Below are 18688 nucleotides of genomic sequence, written 5' to 3'. Positions count from 1 at the left end.
ATGTTACAAGAGGAAAAATTGAAATGTGGTTCAACTCCCTGCACTGCCCCCTAAATCCCCCAATTCTGGGGGACTTTGAGTCTTGTTCCCCCCAAACTTGGGGGGCTAGGGGGGCCTAGTTCGGAACGCTTTCGTTGTATGAAACAACCCTGCCAATTCTGGGGGAATAAGGCTTGAAGCTTCACAAAATATAGCCTTGCGGGCATACCAGAAAAGGGGATTCAGCGTAACGATTTGGGCAGGATGTTTACCGCAATTTGCAGGATTTGCGATCGCGATCGGATTGGGGGTCTTGCCAGGAGTAGGCAAAGTGGCTAACTGCATTAATTTGGGGAGCAGCTTGGCGAATCGCTTGCATCTGAAGTTCTAGAGGCGGACGGTTGCCGAGAGATTGCCCCCAAGCACCCGCGATCGCTGGAGTAATTCTGGCACCTGGAGGAGCCATACTGACGACCCGCCGCACCAAGGAGACAATGCAGCTAGAGTCAGAGGCACCGCAAACACCATAAGACATTGGGTGCCACTCAATCGAAGCAGGAAAACGCTCCCACGGCTGCAATCGGGAATCGAACCCTTGCCCAATCGTCTGGTTGCCGTCGGGGAAAAAGACAGCACCCGCCGTCATGCCCTGCTGCTGCACTTGCGAGACTGCCAGATTCAAGAAGTCCACAATGCCCTGCAACGCATGAGCCACCGTCAAAAGCCATAGCTCTTGTTGCAGGAAAGGTTGGCGCTGAGTCGCTGGCAACGCCTTAGTCAGGTTAGAAGGAATGCGGCCCTGCCACATCGGTTCTGATTCTTGGGGATACAGCTTATCCGCCGCCGCCACATCTCCAGCCGTGATATATCCCCGCCCTAAAAATCGTCGAATTAGCTCTAAGCCCTTATTATTCAAGGCGCGTTGGTACAAGGCTTGTTGAGCTGAGTCCCCGTAGATCCACAAATCGTGAACTTTACTGGAAACTGAAGCTGCCCCTGTGCCTCTGGGATAACGAATGTAGTCAAACAGCACTCCGTCTGGACGGCGACGGGTCACTGCCTGCACCATCTGGTAATAGTCTTGTTTGGCTTGAATACTATAAGGATCGATAAAAGTTTCATCTGCAACCACCACACCCGTTTCCCCGTTGGGGTCAAAAATATTGCGGGTGGTTGTTGTGGTCTCGCCTCTGCCGTTGCGAGCGATCGCTTGTTGCCGATCGGGTCGTTGGGAGTAAGAATAGCCAAAGTTCATCGTGAACATCCAGGCATAGACTTTCAGCCCCCGCTCACGGCCTTTCTCGATCGCTTGGGCTAACAAATCAGCTTTTTCAGAACCTGGTACGCGAACCACGGAAGGCCAAGACGTAGGATTCTCCGCCATTGGTAGCAACACTTGCCCGTTGTAGAAAACTTCTACATAGACTTGGTTGTAGCCACGATTGATGATGCGATCCATGACGCTTTCGATCGCTCCTGGCTGCAAGTCGCAGGGGTAAAGGCGCAACCAAATGGCTTGCGTTTGGGGCCAGGTACGGCTGCGGCACTGCTGCATTTGCGCCGCATGTTCACGAACTAAGGCTTTGTAACGCTCTTTAGCTTTCTCTTCTCCTTTCATGGCTGCTTGACGAGCCGCTTCTTTTTGCGCGATCGCCTCAGCTGAAAGCTGGCAGTAGGCTGCTGCTTGAGCTTGAAGAGGTTGAATCCAGGCGGTTTGGCTGATGAGGCTGGTTGTCAAGGCAGCAGTAGCTACAAAACCGCGATAGTAAGACTTCCAAGAGGGAGTTTTTGGGGTTTGGCTCTGACGACATACAGAGGGCAACAGTCGCGAAAATCTCATGGAAAGGTGAAATACTCCTTCGCACACACAAGAACAGGACTAGGCAAAACTGGCTTGATGCAGCCTACGGCAGTTCAAATCTTTCAAATCTTCAACCAATTCACTGATTGAAACAAAGTATTCCTATAAAGTTCCCTGTTCTAGGACAAAGTACAACCTAGGCTTGACGCTAAGAGCAAGTAAATAATGCATCAGCAGACATCTTAAACCATCTTGGTTCTGTGGACTTATGAATACACACCTTCAGGTGTATTCCTTCTAGTAGATTAGCTGGTACAGAATTACCCAAAACCTCCGTGCTCAGGCAAGCTTAGCGATCGCCCTAGCTTTGTTTATTCCGGCGTACGACTACGGGCTGACTGGGAGGTTGCAACAGTCTCTCTTTGGCTTAGTGAACTTGCTGACTCAGTTCAGTAACCTAATGGGTAAATAACAAATGTTTATCAGACACCGCATCGGATTGAGCCGATTTTTAGTAAATGGAGACGACTATGACTAGCAGTAGCATCCAGGCTTTCGACCAACCCTTTGAGACTGCTGATCTCACCACAACTCAGTCCACCTCAGAGCAGGTAGAAGGCCGTACTCTAGCGGAGAAACTGGGAACTGATCCCGTCAAAACCACCGTTGCGGCTGCTGTGAGTGCAGGCGTAGCAGGTGCAGCGATCGGGCGTTTGTTTGCGGGTCGGGTCGGAGCCACGATTGGGGCTGTGGTTGGGACCATTGCTGGGGCGACTATTAGCAATGACGACAGTCCGACAACTACTCAAGCCATTGAAGGAGCAGTTAGCACTGTTAAGGATGCTTCTGAGCAAGTCAAGACTTCTGCCACTCGCCTTGCTGACTCTGCCCAGCAGGTGGTTCATTCATCTCAAGTGAAGCTAGCCGACACGGCTCAGACCGCCAAACAGCAAGTCCAAGCCTCTCAAGCTCAACTGAGCAGCGCTGCTAGAAAAGCCGCCGAGAACTTACGCCATCAGCAACTGCAACCTCAACAGGCAGCTAATGGCTCTCACCGCTTTAGTTTGGAGCAAAACTACGAACTGTCGGCTGAGATGCATTATCAGATTGGTGTAGCTCTAGGCCGACAAGGAAAACTAGATAAGGCGATCGAGGAGTTTCAAGAAGCGCTTGATCTCGCTCCTGACTCTGCCGAAACTCATTACAACTTAGGCATTGCTTTTAGTAAGCAAGGCGATGTAGATCAAGGTTTGGAATACTTACAACAAGCCAATGAGCTGTGCTTAGCCCATGGCAATCCTAAAGGAGCCAAGCTAATTAAGCGAGCCATTAAGAGGATAGACCAGACGCTGGTGCTTGATTAGGTTTGTGGCTTGTGGGCGATCGCTTAGACAGCAAGTCTAGAAGCTAGGGGTTAATTTCGGCTCCTGCGGCTAATAGCAGCTCAAAAGCTTTTCTTTTTTCAATCGCATAGGCAGACGCTAAATAGTGCAGTACGGTTTTGCCCTGGTTATCCTTGGCGTTCACATCCGCGCCTTGCGTCAACAATAGTTTGATCTTGTCTCCTTTGGCGTCCTGGAATTGAGCCGCGATCGCTAAAGGAGTCATGCCATCCTTACGTTTGACTTGCACATCACCTCCTCTTGTCATCGCATTAGGATTACCACCACTGTTGAGGTAACGCCTCATGGCGGTGGCATCTTGGCAAAGACTAGGGTGGGGTTGGATGCTGAGCTTGCTTAAAAGTGCCCATTGATAAGGATTGGGCACAGTGGCGATCGCAGCAGTTGCCAAGGCTCGCGATCGCCAGCCACCCTAAAGATCCTAAAAACTTATTGCTCATCAACTGTATCTAGAGCTTGGCATGTCGCTTGCCCGTTTGGGTTTGCCCGCTCCTAGTTAAGGCGAACCATATTAAGGCCAACCATTAGAGATGACGTTTGTGGGGGACATCCCTAATGGTGTGCAGTGTCAATTTTATTTAGAATCAGGCGGCTAAAGGCTTAATAGCTGTCTTCTCCTGGGACTGCGTCTGCACTAGGCTCCGAAAAGTCTTGCTGCATAGAGCCTTCGCAGATGGCTTGCCACTGGCAAAAAAGTTCGTAGCCGTGCAAATCGGTATTGCGATAGCGCTGAATGGCTTGATCTAACTCTTGAGGAGTCCGGGGAACTGGAATCGTACAGGTAAGCTCAGGCATAATCAAAACCTCGACTGACAGAACTAAATACTGTGGCTTAGAAACTGTGGCTTAGAATCCGTAGCTGAAATCTGGAAGTTGAACTGTCTCTAACTCCAATGTAATGAAATCAAGACGGAAATAGTATCTAAAGTTACAAATTTTAGGCTGTAGTTAGGGTAAAGAGCGAAAATAAAGTCTAGCGATCGCACTGGAGACTTCACTTCCTTAGCCCCGTTGTAACACTCCTGTTTAGCAGGCTGGTGAACTTCTCGTAAATTTATTCCAAAGATTGGGTGATCTTACGTAAAGGTTGCTACAAATAGTATGAACAATACCTAGAACTACGGCAGCTTCATGAAATCAGTATTGACAGGAATTGCTGGAGTGGCGATCGCGGTTGGCAGCTTGGCTTTGGTCAGCCAGCCTAGCACCGCAGCCACCCTAAGCTTTAACCAAGTCTATTTTTTTGGCGACAGTCTGAGCGATCCTGGTAACGCCTATAGAGCATCAGGGGGTTTAGTTCCTCCTAGTCCTCCCTATGCCCAGCGATTTAGCAATGGCCCTGTTTGGGCGGAATACTTAGCAGGTCAACTGGGTCTCAGCCCCTTACCTAGCACTCAGCTTTCAGCTCAAAATCCACCGATTCAAGGAGCCAATTTTGCCTTTGGGGGTGCCACCTCAGGCACAGCCAATACCGTATTTCCCCTTTTCCCAGCACTGCAACAACAAATTGCTCAGTTCCTGAGCTTACCGCTTCCTGCGAATCCAAACGCCCTTTTTGTACTCTGGGCAGGAGCCAATGACTACCTACCCACGCAAAGCGCTTTTCAGCCCTTCAACGACCCTAACCCTTCGGTTACCAACCTCACAACGGCAGTGACTGCCCTTGAAGGGGCTGGGGCGCGAAGTATTTTAGTGCTGAACTTGCCAGATTTAGGCACTTTACCTTTAACCCGTACCACTCCCGATGCTCAGAGGCTGAACAACTTATCTCAAGCTCACAATAATCTTCTCTTTCAGGAAATTGGAAATTTAGAGCGCTCGCCTGGTTTTGATGCCAATATCATTCCGCTTGACGTCAATGCTTTGTTTCAACAAGTCATTAGCCAACCGTCGCAGTTTGGCTTTACCAACGTCACCGAACCCTGCTTTAATCAACAACCCTTTAGCATCTGTAGTAATCCCAACGAGTATTTGTTTTGGGATAGCATTCATCCCACCACAGCCGCTCACCAGGCTATTAGCAATTTGGCCTTGACAACACTTCGCTCTAGCGATGAAGATCCCGCTTCTGTACCCGAACCTACTGCTACTTTGGGCTTACTAGCCTTAGCAGGTTTAGGCATCAGCCAAGTGAAGCGGCGTGGCCTAATCAATAGGGCTGCTAATAAGGCTGAAGGGGCTGAAACGCATACACATCTTGAATAACTTGCGCCCAACCTGCTGCTAGCGACTCTAGGAGGCGATCGCCCTTCTCTGCGGTGGCAGTCGTTGGGTCACCGATTACTCCACTTTGGCTCATGTCTCGCGTGGCCCAAGCAAAAGGTAGTTTGCCTTCCATACTCAAGAGGCTACCTTCAGGTTGCTCTGAGGGATACTCGGCGATCGCCCGTTCCATCCGGATTTGGTTTGGCAAAATAGCCAGCATCAGGCTAGTTTCTGCATCTCCCGCATGAATGCCCCATGCCAGTTCTTTGGGACTGAGGAGTTCTTTGGCAATGTGGGGTGCTTGCCAGGTAAACAAAGGGAAAATGCTGAAATCTTCGTACTTAACGTGCAAATCCCGCGCAACAATTTCTAGCACTTGTGGCTGTCCACCGTGAGAGTTCATCAGCACCAACTTGCGGAATCCAGCTCTGTAGACGCTCTCAGCAATTTCGCTTAGAGTTGCCAGCAACGTTTGGGCACTGAGCGTAATCGTACCCGGAAAGTGCCAGTGCTCATTTGACTTGCCATAGTACAGCGGCGGTAAGGCATAGGCAGGAATGCTAGCCTCTAGTTGATGCAAGGCTTTGCCCAAAACAGCCACCCCGATCGCGGCATCGACAATCAGCGGTAAATGTGGCCCATGTTGCTCGATCGCCCCTAGTGGCTGAACTAGCACTACATTGGCCTTATCTGGCATGGCTTGAATTTCAGTCCAGGTAAGGTAAGGAAAAAACCGCTCCGGGGGAATAAAGCTATGCATAAATTAAAATCTTTGTTAAAAAATTATCCTGATTCATTCAATACCGTAGTTCACCGATTGCTTCAAGCTAATTCCTAGCCTCTCACGCTCTAGAACTTCATTCGGTTCAGTATAAGCACGAAGGTTTCCTTCTAGCGATCGCCCCAAACCTTGCTAGTTCAATCACAAGTCCAATTACATGCGGTGGCTGCTTGGATTCATTTTGGCCTTAGTCTAAACCAAAGCATCAGCTTTTCAGCGATCGCAACCCTGCTAATTGCCGCTAAATTCTCTGAGCAGAGAGCCAACAGCCGTAGATTCACTGATTTGCTGTTTTAGGAGCACAGGCATCTTAAGGAGACTTGAGTTTTGGTCTGTCTCTCAAGTTCAGTGTGAAGTTGACTTTAGGAAGGTTAGATTTTGCTAAAACAGTGGACAAGTTCGCGCTCCCTCACAGCCGTAACTGCTCTGATTGTTCGAGGCTTATTGGTGGGAGGGCTAGCTTTGCCAGTGGTGGTTCCGGCTGCTCAGGCAAGTACTTACGATTTCCAAGTAGAACCAGCCTCAACGCTCCCTGCTCAGGTGGTTGCTTTGCGCCGCGCCATTATTGGACAAGAAAGTGGAGCTAATTTTCGCGCTGTGAACCGCCATTCTGGAGCGTTGGGCTATGGTCAGGTTATGCCTGCTAATGTCCCTAGCTGGACGAAAGAAGCTCTGGGGCACTCCATTAGCGCCTCCGAATTTCTCAACAGCCCCGAACTGCAACTACAAGTGATTGACTTCAAACTCAATCAATACTGGCAAGCCGCTTTGGTTGCTAGCAACGGAGATGAAGCGATCGCCGTTCGTCGGGTGGCTTCTCATTGGTACAGTGGCAAGCCTTACCGCTATAACTACACGACAGCCAGCTATTATGGTGGGCATCGCTACCCCAGTGTTGCCGAGTATACGCTAGCCATTTTGCAGCGCTATGAACAACAAAAAGGCTTGTTAGGACTGACTCAACTGGGCTACAGCTCCTGGTAATGATGGCCAACTGAGATCTGTTGAAAGCTTTCTGGATGAAAGGGCGACTAAATGCTGTCGCTAGAATAAGGCTGAAGGCGATCGCGGCATTGCAAAGCAAAAGTTAGCGATCGCCTGACCTTAGAAAACAGACAACCTGAAATGGCGCAATTCAGTCAGGTTAGTCAAGTTGATCAACCAGGGAGAAGGACATGGGCAAGAAAAAGCACGTAGCCAAAAACGCAGCGGTAGAAGGCGACGCTAATTCTGAGATGCGTCAGGCTAAGAAAGCCGCGAATCAGGCCACCGATGCAATTGCTGATGTCATGACCCCAGAGGATAATGTTGGCGATCGCCCGCCTAGCCCAGATTATCCGCGTTATCGCGTTCGCCCCAATCAACCCATTGTTCTGGCCGATCTAGACCCCAATGCGTCAAATGATTACCCCACTAAGAAAGACGCAGAACAAGAATTAGAAAAGCAACGCCAACGGCTCCAAGAACTACAAGCTCGTCTTTATGCAGAGCAAAAACAAAGCCTCTTGATCGTGTTGCAAGCCATTGATACCGGAGGCAAAGATGGCACGATCAAGAACGTGTTTCGGGGCGTGAATCCGCAGGGATGCCAGGTTTGGTCATTTAAGCAGCCCAGTGTTGATGAACTCAGTCACGACTTTCTCTGGCGGTATCATCAACGCGCGCCGGGACGGGGCATGATTGCTATTTTTAACCGATCGCACTACGAAGATGTGCTGGTGACAAGAGTGAAACAGTTGGTGCCAGAGCAAGTTTGGCGGGGGCGCTACCAGTTGATTAATGAGTTTGAGCATATGCTGGCTCTGAACCATATCATGGTGCTCAAGTTCTTTCTCAACATCTCCAAAGATGAGCAAAAGCGTCGCCTTGAATCTCGCTTAGCTGAACCCAATAAGCGCTGGAAGTTCTCGGTGAACGATGTCAAAGAGCGTCTCCTTTGGGATGATTACCAATTGGCGTTTCAAGATGCGCTCAATTCCTGCTCGACAGAATATGCGCCTTGGTATGTGATTCCCGCTAACAAGAAGTGGTATCGCAATCTAGTGGTGGCCCGCACGATCGCAGATACGCTAGAAGCCATGAATCCTCAATATCCCACTGACCCTGCCGGATTAGATGAGATTGTGATTCCCGATTGAGCGATCGCCCTAAAGCAGCAAGTGCGAGATCAGACAGCGTGAAATCATAAAACGCTAGATCATAAAAGTAGATCAGCAAAGAGAGATCATGTCTAGCCCCTTACCAAATCTCATTAATAAACCTGCTTGGTGGCAACTGTTCAATTGGATTGCCGATCCCATCAAGTTTCAACAGAAATACAGCCAGCAGTATGGTGATATCTTCACGATGCGGCTAGGCAGCTTGGGAACTCCGATAGTAGTGGGAAATCCGCAAGCAATTCAGGATATTTTTAATCAGGATGCCAAGTTTGATATTGGTCGAGCCAATGCGATCGCGGAACCGCTGATTGGGCGCAACTCTTTGATGTTGATGGATGGCGATCGCCACCGTCGCGATCGCAAACTGTTAATGCCGCCTTTTCATGGAGAAAGGCTCCAGACCTACGCCCAACAGATCTGCCTAATCACAGAACAGGTAGCTAGCCGCTGGCAAATTGGGCAAACCTTCGTGGCTCGAACTGCCATGCAACGGGTCAGCCTAGAAATCATTCTGCAAATTGTCTTTGGCTTAAGCGAGGGAGAACGCTACCAACAACTCAAATCATTGCTTACCCAGTGGCTAGACATGACGGATTCTCCCCTCCGCTCCAGTGTCCTATTCCTGAAATTCTTGCAAAAAGATTGGGGAGCCTGGAGTCCTTGGGGCCAAATGCGACAGCGGCAACGCCAGGTGCATGATCTCTTGCAAGCAGAAATTGCAGAGAGACGAACCCGAGATACAGGTCGAAAGGATGTCCTGAGTTTGATGATGGCGGTGCGGGATGAACAGGGAAAAGCCATGACCGATGAGGAGATCAGAGATGAACTCCTAACAATCTTGTTTGCAGGACATGAAAGCACGGCTACCACCCTGGCTTGGGCTTTCTATCAAATTCATCGCAACCCACAGGTTCTAGAAAAACTGCTGCATGAATTAGATAGCCTGGGCGATCGCTCCTCTCCAATGGAGTTAACTCAGTTGCCTTACCTGAATGCAGTTTGTCAAGAAGCATTACGGATGTATCCAGTTCTTCCAGTAATCTTTCCTCGCATTTCCAAATCACCTGTGAAGGTAGGAGGGCATGAGTTTGCTCCTGAAACCACTTTTATCCCCAGCATTTATCTGGTGCATTACCGAGAGGAGTTATATCCCAATGCTCAGCAATTCCAGCCAGAACGGTTTCTAGAGCGACAATATTCTCCTTCCGAATATCTCCCCTTCGGTGGCGGCAGTCGGCGGTGTTTGGGATATGCCTTAGCACAGCTAGAAATGAAGCTGATTCTAGCCACCGTGCTTTCTCAATACCAACTAACTTTGACAGGGAATGAGCCTGTGAAACTCCAACGCCGTGGCTTCACCCTCGCTCCTAAAGGCGGAGTACGCATGGTGATGACGGGAAAGAGATGAATTAGGGATATTGTTTTCTGGGTTGTATTTGCATTGCAGTGCTTTGGATTCCGTCTAATACTGCTTTCGGCATATTAAACCGAAGGAGAGAGGGAATTAGTCCAAAGAAATGCTGGGAAATCCTCTGTAATTAGCTAAATCAGGGGTATTATATGGAACATGTAAGTCTCCGGTCAAAAAGCTTCAAGCTATACTGAAGACAAAAGGTTAGGAAAGACCTCACCTTTTCCGTTTTGTTTCGAGCAGCCAGCGATCGCAATCTCACAGGAAGGCTTGGTGCAATGGTTCAAAAAATTGCTTTATTCAACCACAAGGGCGGAGTCAGCAAAACTACAACCACCTTCAACTTGGGCTGGATGCTTGCTTCAAAAGGAAAAAGAGTAATTCTTGTTGACAGCGACCCCCAGTGCAATCTCACAGGCATGGCTTTGGGAGAGGAAACTGAGGATGACGAGGCGAGAATTCAAGAAATATACAATACAACCTCCAATATAAAGGTAGGATTGGCTCCTGCATTCGAGTCGCAACCAAAAGCAATTGAGGCTGTTGATTGCATTCAAATACAAGGTCGAGATGATTTATTTTTATTACCTGGTCACGTTGGCTTTGCTGAGTATGAAGTAACACTAGGCATTGCTCAAGAGCTGAGTGGTTCAATTCAAGCTCTTAAGAACTTGCCAGGTTCTATTAATGATTTATTTGAGAAGACAGCAGCTAAGTTTAATGCAGACTATATCTTGATTGATATGAGCCCCAGCTTAGGCTCAATTAACCAGAATTTGCTGATGATTAGTGACTTCTTCTTAGTGCCTACTACTGCTGACTTTTTCTCTGTAATGGCAATCGACTCTTTGGCTAAGGTTTTACCAAGATGGTATGCCTGGGCTAAATCAGCGAGTTCACTTCAAATCCTAAGAGAGGCTAATTATCCTTTTCCTGATGTTAATCTGCGTTTTTTAGGAACAATTGTTCAGAACTATCGAATTATTCGAGGCAAAGAAACTACTGCGTTCCAAATCTGGATTGAGAAGATTGAACAAGCTGTCTCTAAAAAACTGGTTCCAATCCTAGGGCGAAGCAATATGCTGTTGCCAAGTGACATCTATAGAAATCAGGGGATTGAAAGTAGTTTCACGCTTGCAAAAATTTCAAATTTTAATAGCCTGATTGCTAAATCTCAAGAGCATCGAACCCCAGTCTATGAACTAACTCCTCAGCAACTAGGACAAGGAGGAGTTGTCCTAGTTAACAATCAGCAGAAACAGGAGGAGTTTAGACAAACTTTTTCAAATTTAGCAGACAAAATTATTGCACTAAGTTCCGAAAGCTCTACGTATGCAGTCAGCGCTTGACCAGTTTCGCATCAGTATTAGTCGTGTTCGAGACCTAATTGCACTTCACAATTCTGTAAAAGCTCAAGCTACAGGTGCACTTGATGTTTCAGACATGTTACGTGCTGCACTGGTTCTTGCTGTAAGCGCCTTGGATTATTATGTACATGAAGTTGTAACATTAGGAATGCTGGAAATCCATCGAGGAAGTCGTTCCGAACCAGCACCTTCAGCAAATACAACTCAATCAGCGTTCTCACGCTTTCACGTAACGCTGGGCGGCGCGCGTCAAGATCGACTGACAGCAATTGATATTGCCTCTTGGCTTGAAGCTGAAATTCAACAAACTCAAGGGTATACATTTGTCCAGCAATCTTACACAGTTTCAGACTTAATTCCCGCGATATCAAGTAGCATCCTGGATAAGCTAAATAATACTTCCTGGTTAGAAAGTGAAATCAGGGAACGTCTAGGATATCAGAGCTTTCAACAAGCAGACAAAATTGCCGATGCAATCAGATACATCTCAGACAAGAAATTGTGGGATGAAGTAGCTATTCAAATGACTAAATCTGCAAAAGATGTTAAGCAGCAATTAAATTCAATTGTTGATCGGAGAAATAAAATTGCTCATGAAGCCGATATAGATCCAACTTTTAATATTGGAGGTCGATGGAACATTGATGAAGTACTTGTTGGTGATGCAGTTAACTTTGTTGAGAGGCTTGTTGAGAGTATCCATCAAGTGTTGTAGAAATAGCAAATAAGTTAACTAACAGCTCGGTTGGAGTAGACTAGCAAGGGATGTTGCAAAGGTTCTCAGCAACCACTCAGTCAACATGTTAGCTGGCTCCACGTTGAGTTTTTTCCCTGTGTAGTTATCGGTGTGCTGGAAAAGCACTGCAAAGTTGGTTGGTGGCGTTGCTGGGGAAGGGCATCGCGGTATTAGGACTCGGTATATCGTCAATAATGATTTTGCTGATGTAGTTGGGCGCGATCGCGATATAGCGATTGAAATACCTTGCTAATGGCCGAACTCAGTATTTGCATATACTAAAGTTGGACAAGCATGTTTTCGTAGGAAACCTTGAGCGCATGACAAATCGTGAGCAATTGATTCAGGAACTCGAACAGGCTCCCGATGATCTAGTCCAGACTGTGCTGGATTTTTTGCATTGGGTTAAGGCTCGCCGCAAGAGTCATCCTCTCGCAAAGTTTGCAGGAATTTTAATTACCTCAGAAGCAGAAGAACTACAACAAGCAATTGCAACCGAGTGTCGCCAGGTAGACGTGAGTGAGTGGTGAGATTGCACTAGATACTTCAGTTGCGATTCGTTTCTTGAATGGAGACGCAGCAATTACCGGAAGAGGATCTTGGTGAGTTCCCTTCAGAGATTTATACTCTAATGAGGTTCAGTCCCAACGCCAGCAGGCTTGCTAACCCAACCAAGCCCAGCGATCGCCGAAAGTAGTTAACTCCCTCAAAGAGTTCCTGCCATGCCCAAGTGAATAAAGCACCGAAGGCTACTAAACTTGATACCGTCTGAATTTCGCCGCTTGGGAGAACGAATCGCAGAAAGGCCGCTATGAGCCCAACCAGAATCGGCAGATTGGGCATTTGAGCAATCACAATGTTGCCTTCACCATCTCGAAAGGTGCGATCGAACAATGTGGTTTCCTTCGTCTCAAACTTCTCTAGATCGCGGTTTAATTGAGATGACATCTGCTCTGCCTGAAATACGACTGAAAATTAATGTTAATGCTGTCCTGCATAGCAGCACCTATACCGAGCGTTAGATTAACTAGGCTCGTACGCAGTTTTAGTAATTGTCACTAGGCGATCGCCTCTCATTGATAGGTGTCATTAACTTCTATGGTGCGTTGTCTTATCAATTGGACAGTTTTGGCATCAGCGTTTGAATCTGGTTTGGCTAATATAAGTTTCAAGATGCTGTTCAGATAACGGTCGCTCAAACTCAGCTTGCCTAACGCGATCGCTGGTAAGAAGTGATGCGGCTGATCAATCAATCTCGTAACTTGACCAGACCTTAGGTAAAAGTTCTGTTAAAAATACTTCACAAAGCCTTGTAAAATATCTTTTATTACCAGATAAGTATTTGTTCTTATCCACATGATGCTAGATCGAGTTCCTTGGCTCACCGCGATCGTTCTACTGCCCCTCATCGCTGCCATGTTCATCCCGCTGCTGCCTGATAAAGACGGCAAGTTGGTGCGTTGGTATGCCCTTGGCGTAGGAGTCATAGACTTTGCTTTAATGTGTTTCACCTTTTGGACGCATTACGATGCCAGTAGTGCGACCTTCCAACTCGTGGAAAAAATTGCCTGGGTACCGCAGTTAGGTCTCAACTGGGCAGTTTCGGTTGATGGCTTGTCCGCCCCGCTCGTGTTGTTGGCTGGGCTAGTGACAACGCTCTCAATTTTTGCCGCTTGGCGAGTCGATCGCAGACCGCGATTGTTCTACGGCTTAATGCTGGTGTTGTATGCCGCCCAAGTCGGTGTATTTGTGGCCCAAGACCTGCTGTTGTTCTTCATCATGTGGGAGATTGAGCTGGTTCCGGTCTATCTACTCGTTTGCATTTGGGGTGGGCAAAACCGCCGTTATGCTGCGACGAAATTTTTGATGTATACGGCGATCGCGTCCATCTTTATTTTGGTGGCGGCGATGGCAATGGCATTCTACGGTGATACCACCACCTTCGATATTGCCGAATTGCACCTAAAAGAATTTCCACTGGCGCTTGAGCTGTTGCTGTATGCAGGGTTACTGGTCGCCTTTGGAGTCAAACTGGCAATCGTGCCTTTCCACACTTGGCTACCCGATGCTCATGGCGAAGCTTCTTCTCCAGTGTCAATGGTGCTGGCAGGAGTGCTGTTGAAAATGGGCGGTTATGGCTTAATTCGCCTCAACCTCGAACTGTTGCCCCATGCTCACATCTATTTCGCTCCGGTTCTAGCAATTCTAGGAGTCATCAACATTGTCTATGGCGCGTTGAACTCCTTTGCCCAGACCAACATGAAGCGTCGCCTCGCCTATTCGTCGATTTCTCACATGGGATTCGTCTTGTTAGGCATTGCCTCGTTTACTGATTTAGGGGTGAGTGGGGCGCTGTTGCAGATGATTTCCCACGGGCTGATCGCGTCGGTGCTGTTCTTCCTGGCAGGAGTCACCTACGATCGCACCCACACCATGATGATGAATCAGATGGGTGGAATTGGTCAGGCATTACCTAAGGTGTTTGCACTATTCACGATCGCGGCGTTGGCATCCTTGGCGCTGCCTGGAATGAGTGGTTTTGCTAGCGAGATCGCGGTGTTCATGGGCGTCACCACTAGCGACGTTTATAGTTCTAACTTCCGCACAGCGACTGTGTTTCTCTCGGCAGTGGGGCTTATCCTCACCCCTATCTATCTGCTCTCAATGTTGAGACAGGTATTCTACGGGCCGAGTTCAGAGCTGATGTGCGACATTTTGCCTTCTTGTGACCTAGACGACGTTGACTTGAAGAATCAGGGCAATGATGAACCTGCTTGCTTTGGCACCAACTGCGACTTGCCTGTAGAAGCCAAGTTTGAGGATGCGAATCCCCGTGAGGTGTTCATTGCGGCCTGTTTCATCGCACTGATTGTTGGGATTGGGTTCTACCCCAAAATGGCGATGCAGATGTATGACGTGAAAACAGTTGCGGTGAATGCTCAGCTACGCGAGTCCTATCGTCAGGCTGCCCAAGCCAATCCTCAGATCTACGCTAAGGGTTTTTGGAACTCGACGACGATCTCAGAATCCCAAGCACCTCCTTTGTTGGGCCTCGTTAAGTAGCTCATAAATTCTTGAGGATAAGTTGAGGTCTTGAACCCCTCTCCTCAGACCTCTCTCCTTTGAGGAGAGGGGTTTTTAATTTGGCTACCCTCTCACGGAAGGGGCTGGGGTTGGGTGCGATCGCCCTTAACGCTCTAGCCAAGCTCGCATCTTGCCCGGATTGAGCAAGCCGTAAGGATCGACCATTTCCTTAAACTTCAATTGCTCTACGTTAATCGTCTTCATGCCGCCATCTTCCAGGATGTAAGTGTGGGGATTGAAGATAAAAGCTCCTTGGGCTTCGTGGTAGGCAATGATCTCGTTGAGGCGGGCTTCTGTGGTGTAGCGCACCAACTGGAGGGCCGCAGGACGAGCGACACTCCCCACGCGGAAGAATTCTAGGTGCATCATCAGCTCATCGGCAAAGTGGTGATAGATGTGCTCTACTAACTTGAGATTTTTGTCATCAGGAAAGAGGGTTTGTAAATAAGTGAGGGAGGGGTCAACACTGCGGGCATGAAGTGTAGTGTGATTCCAGGAAAACTCTCCCAACGGCATGCCATGACTGGCTTCTTGAGCAGTCTTTTGGTAGCAAACAGTGCCGCCATACTCTTTGACTAAATCCGCTAGAGGCTCTAGGCAAGACTCGGCCACCATCAACAACGCACAGTGTGCACCTTCGGGGATACAAGAACGGATCGCCGCAAAATAGGTAGGCACTGGCCAAGCGTGGATGCTAATCAGTTTCTTGATGATGCCGTCGGAGTCTGCCAAAGTTTGCCCGAAGCGAGCCGCAGTCATGAAGTCAGGGAAACCGACAATGCACTCAGCCCAAGGATAAGCAGGGCCAAGGGGAATCTCCAATTCGGTGATGATGCCATTCACGCCGTAAGCATGGTTCACCTTTTGCACTTCATCGCCGCGTAGCTCGATCGCGCGGGGGTTGTCTTCCATCGTCACCACCCGTACTGCTAGGAGATTGCCGCGATCGCGCAGTTGCCCATAGGTAATCGAGCCAATCCCACCGCTGCCCCCCGCAATAAATCCACCAATGGTCGCGGTGCGGTAAGTGGAGGGAGCCATACGGATTTCCCAGCCGATTTCTCGCGTTTTCTTGTCGAGATTGGCAAGCTTTACCCCTGGTTCCACACAGGCCAATCCGGGTTTGACCCAATGAATCGCTTGCATGGGACTCAAATCCAAAACCACACCACCATTGAGCGGCACACATTGCCCATAGTTACCCGTGCCTGCTCCCCTCACCGTCAGGGGAACTCGGAACTTCACGCAAGCCGCCGCTACCCGCAACACGTCCGCCTCACTCATAGCCCGCACGACCAAATCGCCTTTCTTCCCAGCTAATTGCGGCTGGAGCACCGGGCTAAAAGTGTAATAATCCTGCGAAAGCTTAGCCACCTGAGCGGGATCGGTGATGATTTCTAACCCTGCCAGTTCAGCAATTAGGGCATCAAGATCCATAGGTTTGACAGGGGTAGTGGTCATCTAGCAAATCTCCGTACCGCACAGATGATCTAATTCAGCATAATTGGGTAGGGCGGTGTCAATAGCTTGGCCCGATCGCAAAACAACCCGATCATGCTGCGATCGCGACAGCAACTCACTAAAGCTGCGGCCCTTAAACAAAATTAAATCAGCGGGTAAACCCACACCAATCCGCCCCACCTCAGGCAATTGCATCAAATCAGCCGGGGTTGTAGCGATCGCACGAGGCCAATCTCCGTAGGGCCGATCTAAGTGGGCAATTTTGGTGGAGAGTGTGAAGACTTCCAGACAATCATGATCACCAAAGCCATGAAACGGATCACGGCAGTTGTCACTAGCGATCGCCACCGGAATTCCTTGTTGCCGCAATTCATGCAGCAAAGTCACCCCTCGCCACCGAGGAGTCCGCTGCGGCACGCGGTCTTGCAGGTACAGATTGCACAGCGGCAAACTGACAATGCCAATTCGCGCTTGCTGCACCAAATTCAACGTCTCGGCCACGTCTTCAGGGCTTTGCACCGCCAAACTGCAACAGTGCCCACAGACAATCTGCCCCGTGAATTCATGCCGCAGAACTGCTGCCGCCACTTGCCTCAGCGTTTTGCTAGCTGGATCGTCGGTTTCATCGGTATGAAAATCTAGATTCAGTCCTCGCTCTTGGGCCAAAACAAACACGCGATCTAGTTGAGCATCTAGTTCCGGATGCGTAGGCGCAAATCCGCCCAAAACGCCTCCTAGTTCCGCTATTTTGTCGGCTAGCACTTCTCCTTGGGGTGTGAGAAACATTTCCAAAGGAGCGAGGGAAACAGCTTGCAGCGTCAGGCGATCGCGCCATTCTTGCTGGAGCAACCGAAACGCCTCGAAACTATGCTGGGAGAACTCCCCAATCGCATCAATATGAGTCCGAATGGCCCGCGTGCCGTGGGCATAGCTGCACTTGAGGCCAAACTCCATGCGCCGATAGATATCTTCCAGGTTCCAATGTTGAGCCGCATCCTTCTCAACCGTGGTCAAGGCACTAGCAAACGTGCCATCCGGATTCGTCGCCCGCTCCCAAATATGTCCCTTATCGAGATGGGTGTGAATATCGACCAAGCAAGGCCAAACCTGCCCACCCCGCAGATCTTGCGAGGGTAAGGAAGCGAGTTCCGGTGCTGTATCCCGCGATCGCGCTGATTGAATCGACTGCACCAACCCAGCCCGAATTTCCAGATCAACTAACGCCAAACCATCGGCATTCTGTTGAGCGGCAATCTCAGGGCGATCGCCTGTAAGCAAACAAACTGGAACGTGGGCATTCAGGAGCCAGTAATGATCAGCAATTGGCAACATGCAAGCATTCAAGAGTTAATTCTCACGTTTTATCGCACTTTCATGCCAGTGGCGCAGTAAGAAATTAGACAACAGCGTCAGCACTACAAAGATCGCCACCCCTAAACCAGTCGTCATCAGCAGCGCCGCAAACATCCGAGGAATTTGCAAGTTATAGCTCGCCATCAAAATCTGATAGGCAATCCCCGCCCGTGCTCCGCCTGTCCCTGCCACAAACTCAGCCACCACCGCCCCAATTAACGCCAGCCCCCCACTAATCCGCAACCCTCCCAAAAAATAGGGCAACGCACTCGGCAAACGCAGATACCACAGAGTCTGCCAACGAGAAGCCCGATAAAGCTGAAACAAATTCAACAAATTATGGTCCGCACTGTTCAGCCCCAGCGTCGTATTGGCAATGATGGGAAACAACGCCACCATCCAAGCACAAACTACCAATGCCGCAAAGGTGTTATTCCGGAGCCAAATAATGATCAACGGCGCGATCGCCACAATCGGCGTCGTTTGCAACAGCACCGCATAAGGAAACAAACTTCGCTCAATCCACTTACTCTGAGCAAACAAAACCGCGATCGCCACTCCAGAAACCACCGCCGCCAGAAACGCCACCACCGTAATTTGCAGCGTCACCAACAGCGAAGGAAATAACTCCGACCAATCCCGAACCAGCGTCCGCAACACTAACAGCGGCCCAGGCAAAAGATAAGGCGGTATCCCCGTCACCCGCACAAAGATATCCCACCCGAAGAGAGCGATAACTGCGATCGCCAAAGGTGCCAGAACATCCGCAGTGACTAGTACTTTTAATTTCTGCACTTCGCCCCCCTAGCCCCCCAATTCTGGGGGGAACTGGAGTGTTTCTCCCCTCCCCACGGGTAAAGCGATAAGAATATTTTTTGGAGGGGGTCTGGGGGACGCAACCGTCCCTCAGCGGGGGTTTGGGGGCGAGTGCCCCCAAGGATCGGATTT

The 18688-nt window shown here is 49.2% G+C and carries 17 protein-coding genes; 9 read left to right on the top strand and 8 right to left on the bottom strand.

The features are described from left to right. Positions 1-247 precede the first annotated feature (247 nt). A complete protein-coding gene (locus KME12_19670) occupies positions 248-1801 on the bottom strand; it encodes a hypothetical protein (protein MBW4490006.1) in 1554 nt (517 codons plus the stop codon). Positions 1802-2310: 509 nt separating this feature from the next. Between KME12_19670 and KME12_19665 the strand changes: the two genes are divergently transcribed. Next, a complete protein-coding gene (locus KME12_19665; GenBank protein MBW4490005.1) occupies positions 2311-3144 on the top strand; it encodes a tetratricopeptide repeat protein in 834 nt (277 codons plus the stop codon). A gap of 43 nt (positions 3145-3187) precedes the next feature. Here KME12_19665 and KME12_19660 read toward each other — a convergent pair whose 3' ends face one another. After that, positions 3188-3574 carry an ankyrin repeat domain-containing protein gene (locus KME12_19660; protein ID MBW4490004.1) on the bottom strand — a complete coding sequence of 129 codons (387 nt, stop codon included), beginning with the start codon at positions 3572-3574 and terminating at the stop codon, positions 3188-3190. Between the two features lie 209 nt (positions 3575-3783). Continuing rightward, positions 3784-3978: a hypothetical protein gene (locus tag KME12_19655; GenBank protein MBW4490003.1), complete on the bottom strand. Its 195-nt coding sequence runs from the start codon at positions 3976-3978 to the stop codon at positions 3784-3786. A 336-nt stretch (positions 3979-4314) separates the two neighbouring features. Here KME12_19655 and KME12_19650 point away from each other — a divergent pair, with 336 nt between their 5' ends. After that, complete coding sequence (locus KME12_19650; GenBank protein MBW4490002.1) at positions 4315-5388, top strand: SGNH/GDSL hydrolase family protein; 1074 nt, start codon at positions 4315-4317, stop codon at positions 5386-5388. On the opposite strand, the gene KME12_19645 is transcribed toward KME12_19650, so the two are convergent. Beyond that, positions 5345-6148, bottom strand: a complete 804-nt coding sequence (locus KME12_19645) for a creatininase family protein (protein MBW4490001.1) — start codon at positions 6146-6148, stop codon at positions 5345-5347. The two genes, KME12_19650 and KME12_19645, sit on opposite strands and share 44 nt — an antisense overlap. 399 nt (positions 6149-6547) lie before the next feature. Between KME12_19645 and KME12_19640 the strand changes: the two genes are divergently transcribed. From KME12_19640 to KME12_19615, 6 genes are all read left to right on the top strand, one after another. After that, positions 6548-7153 (top strand): lytic transglycosylase domain-containing protein, encoded by a 606-nt coding sequence (locus KME12_19640; protein ID MBW4490000.1) that lies wholly within the window; start codon positions 6548-6550, stop codon positions 7151-7153. 191 nt (positions 7154-7344) lie between these two features. Further along, entirely contained in the window at positions 7345-8307 is a 963-nt protein-coding gene (locus tag KME12_19635) for a polyphosphate kinase 2 family protein (protein ID MBW4489999.1), read from the top strand. Between the two features lie 88 nt (positions 8308-8395). Continuing rightward, positions 8396-9736 (top strand): cytochrome P450, encoded by a 1341-nt coding sequence (locus KME12_19630; GenBank protein ID MBW4489998.1) that lies wholly within the window; start codon positions 8396-8398, stop codon positions 9734-9736. A gap of 281 nt (positions 9737-10017) precedes the next feature. Beyond that, on the top strand, positions 10018-11088 hold the full coding sequence (locus tag KME12_19625; protein MBW4489997.1) for an AAA family ATPase: 1071 nt from the start codon (positions 10018-10020) through the stop codon (positions 11086-11088). Continuing rightward, positions 11072-11821, top strand: a complete 750-nt coding sequence (locus tag KME12_19620) for a hypothetical protein (protein ID MBW4489996.1) — start codon at positions 11072-11074, stop codon at positions 11819-11821. Before KME12_19625 ends, KME12_19620 begins: the two co-directional genes overlap by 17 nt. A 341-nt stretch (positions 11822-12162) precedes the next feature. Continuing rightward, positions 12163-12372, top strand: coding sequence for a sister chromatid cohesion protein PDS5 (locus tag KME12_19615; protein ID MBW4489995.1), 210 nt, complete (start codon positions 12163-12165; stop codon positions 12370-12372). Between the two features lie 91 nt (positions 12373-12463). Here the strand turns inward: KME12_19615 and KME12_19610 are convergent, their stop codons facing one another. Further along, a complete protein-coding gene (locus KME12_19610; GenBank protein ID MBW4489994.1) occupies positions 12464-12790 on the bottom strand; it encodes a hypothetical protein in 327 nt (108 codons plus the stop codon). Between the two features lie 411 nt (positions 12791-13201). Between KME12_19610 and KME12_19605 the strand changes: the two genes are divergently transcribed. Beyond that, complete coding sequence (locus KME12_19605; GenBank protein MBW4489993.1) at positions 13202-14905, top strand: NAD(P)H-quinone oxidoreductase subunit 4; 1704 nt, start codon at positions 13202-13204, stop codon at positions 14903-14905. A gap of 126 nt (positions 14906-15031) precedes the next feature. Here KME12_19605 and KME12_19600 read toward each other — a convergent pair whose 3' ends face one another. The 3 genes from KME12_19600 to KME12_19590 are packed head-to-tail and all read right to left on the bottom strand — an operon-like array spanning position 15032 to position 18535. Continuing rightward, positions 15032-16387 carry an FAD-binding oxidoreductase gene (locus KME12_19600; protein ID MBW4489992.1) on the bottom strand — a complete coding sequence of 452 codons (1356 nt, stop codon included), beginning with the start codon at positions 16385-16387 and terminating at the stop codon, positions 15032-15034. Further along, entirely contained in the window at positions 16388-17719 is a 1332-nt protein-coding gene (locus KME12_19595; GenBank protein ID MBW4489991.1) for a cytosine deaminase, read from the bottom strand. Between the two features lie 15 nt (positions 17720-17734). Further along, positions 17735-18535 carry an ABC transporter permease gene (locus KME12_19590; protein ID MBW4489990.1) on the bottom strand — a complete coding sequence of 267 codons (801 nt, stop codon included), beginning with the start codon at positions 18533-18535 and terminating at the stop codon, positions 17735-17737. Positions 18536-18688: the final 153 nt, after the last annotated feature.

Source organism: Trichocoleus desertorum ATA4-8-CV12 (assembly GCA_019358975.1).
GTDB lineage: Bacteria > Cyanobacteriota > Cyanobacteriia > FACHB-46 > FACHB-46 > Trichocoleus > Trichocoleus desertorum_A.
This window is presented reverse-complemented; position numbering and strand designations above follow the sequence as displayed.

What these genes read in the sequence shown, in the direction of transcription:
- KME12_19665 (MBW4490005.1), top strand. Translation starts at nt 2,311, where the DNA reads ATGACTAGCAGTAGCATCCAGGCTTTCGACCAACCCTTTGAGACTGCT.
- KME12_19655 (MBW4490003.1), bottom strand. Translation starts at nt 3,978, where the DNA reads ATGCCTGAGCTTACCTGTACGATTCCAGTTCCCCGGACTCCTCAAGAG.
- KME12_19650 (MBW4490002.1), top strand. Translation starts at nt 4,315, where the DNA reads ATGAAATCAGTATTGACAGGAATTGCTGGAGTGGCGATCGCGGTTGGC.
- KME12_19645 (MBW4490001.1), bottom strand. Translation starts at nt 6,148, where the DNA reads ATGCATAGCTTTATTCCCCCGGAGCGGTTTTTTCCTTACCTTACCTGG.
- KME12_19635 (MBW4489999.1), top strand. Translation starts at nt 7,345, where the DNA reads ATGGGCAAGAAAAAGCACGTAGCCAAAAACGCAGCGGTAGAAGGCGAC.
- KME12_19630 (MBW4489998.1), top strand. Translation starts at nt 8,396, where the DNA reads ATGTCTAGCCCCTTACCAAATCTCATTAATAAACCTGCTTGGTGGCAA.
- KME12_19625 (MBW4489997.1), top strand. Translation starts at nt 10,018, where the DNA reads ATGGTTCAAAAAATTGCTTTATTCAACCACAAGGGCGGAGTCAGCAAA.
- KME12_19620 (MBW4489996.1), top strand. Translation starts at nt 11,072, where the DNA reads ATGCAGTCAGCGCTTGACCAGTTTCGCATCAGTATTAGTCGTGTTCGA.
- KME12_19615 (MBW4489995.1), top strand. Translation starts at nt 12,163, where the DNA reads ATGACAAATCGTGAGCAATTGATTCAGGAACTCGAACAGGCTCCCGAT.
- KME12_19610 (MBW4489994.1), bottom strand. Translation starts at nt 12,790, where the DNA reads ATGTCATCTCAATTAAACCGCGATCTAGAGAAGTTTGAGACGAAGGAA.
- KME12_19605 (MBW4489993.1), top strand. Translation starts at nt 13,202, where the DNA reads ATGCTAGATCGAGTTCCTTGGCTCACCGCGATCGTTCTACTGCCCCTC.
- KME12_19600 (MBW4489992.1), bottom strand. Translation starts at nt 16,387, where the DNA reads ATGACCACTACCCCTGTCAAACCTATGGATCTTGATGCCCTAATTGCT.
- KME12_19595 (MBW4489991.1), bottom strand. Translation starts at nt 17,719, where the DNA reads ATGTTGCCAATTGCTGATCATTACTGGCTCCTGAATGCCCACGTTCCA.